Genomic DNA, 1258 nt, shown 5'->3' with positions numbered 1-1258 from the left:
TTCCGAGTACCCCACGTTTAGTAGACACTTTACTAAGTTAGATCTAGGGTCTAATTGAGAGGTGATTTATGGCTAAACATCGTAATCCAGCGTACACCGAAGAATTCCGTAAAGAAGCAGTTCGCTTGGCCAGTCTTCCTGGCCGAACAGCCGTCTCCGTTGCTAAGGAGCTGGGCATCAGTGCCCAGCAGATCCGGAACTGGAAGCGCCAGTTCACACGCCTATCTGATAAACAGTTTAACACTTTAGACGGTGTCGATTATTCGAAGAAAGAGTCTGAAGAGCTTCGAGCGCTAAGGCGCGAGAACAAGCGGCTCAAAGATGAAATGGAATTCCTAAAAAAGGTCTCGGCGTACTTCGCGAAGCAGCAAGAGTGAAGTACGAGTTCATTGAAAGCTATACAGGCGAGTACTCGATTAGCTTAATGTGTCGTACTTTAGAAGTGAGTCGAGGTGGTTACTACAAGTGGCGTCATCATGCGCCGAGTGAGCGTTCAAAGCGGCGAGAGCGCTTTGAACAGCTCGTCATGTGTACCTTTGCCCAATATCGGGCACGTTACGGCTCTGTGCGAATTGCAGAAGAGCTAAACGAAGCAGGCTATGCCTGCTGTGTGAATTATGTGGCTGATATCATGAAGGAAAAAGGTATTAGGGCGCGTAATGGTAAAGGGTTCAAATACAGCAAGGATGTGGCTGCTATGACGAATGTTGCCGACAATTTACTGCGTAGAGACTTTGAGTCTGAGACGCCAAATCAGAAATGGGTTACGGACATTACGTATATCTGGGTGAAGAGTCGTTGGCTCTTCTTAGCGACAGTGATGGACTTGCATTCAAGACGCATTGTGGGTTGGTCGCTTGGGACAACGATGACCGTCGAGCTAATCACTAACGCTCTAAAAATGGCGTTTGAGTCACGTAAGCCGCCTAAGGGCGTCATTATCCACTCGGACCGTGGTGTACAATACAGAGCCTACAAATATCAAGACTTCATGCGCAAGCATGGAGGTGTACCGAGCATGAGTCGACAGGGTAACTGTTGGGATAATGCGGTGATGGAGTCGTTCTACAGTCGACTGAAAGTCGAACTGATATACGCAGAAGATTACCAAACTGTCGAAGAAGCCCGAATGGGCATCTTCGAATACATCGAGGTATTTTACAATCGCAGAAGAAGACACTCAGCGTTGGGGCAGGTCAGCCCAGTTGAGTACGAAAGTATGTAGTTATGTACTGTCTACTTTTTGTGGGGTACACCA

General features: G+C 47.7%; 2 protein-coding genes. Both read left to right on the top strand.

Annotation, left to right across the window (positions count from 1 at the left end; genetic code table 11):
* The first annotated feature begins 68 nt into the window (after positions 1 to 68).
* A complete protein-coding gene (locus L3V37_RS24070) occupies positions 69 to 377 on the top strand; it encodes a transposase (RefSeq protein WP_004413754.1) in 309 nt (102 codons plus the stop codon).
* Positions 374 to 1225, top strand: coding sequence for an IS3 family transposase (locus L3V37_RS24065; protein WP_193294308.1), 852 nt, complete (start codon positions 374 to 376; stop codon positions 1223 to 1225). The genes L3V37_RS24070 and L3V37_RS24065 overlap by 4 nt, the downstream gene beginning before the upstream one ends.
* Positions 1226 to 1258 lie beyond the last annotated feature (33 nt).

Source organism: Vibrio sp. D54 (assembly GCF_021728075.1).
In the GTDB taxonomy this organism is placed as follows: domain Bacteria; phylum Pseudomonadota; class Gammaproteobacteria; order Enterobacterales; family Vibrionaceae; genus Vibrio; species Vibrio alginolyticus.
Note: the sequence above shows the minus strand (reverse complement) of the source record. Positions and strands in the feature narration are given on the sequence as shown.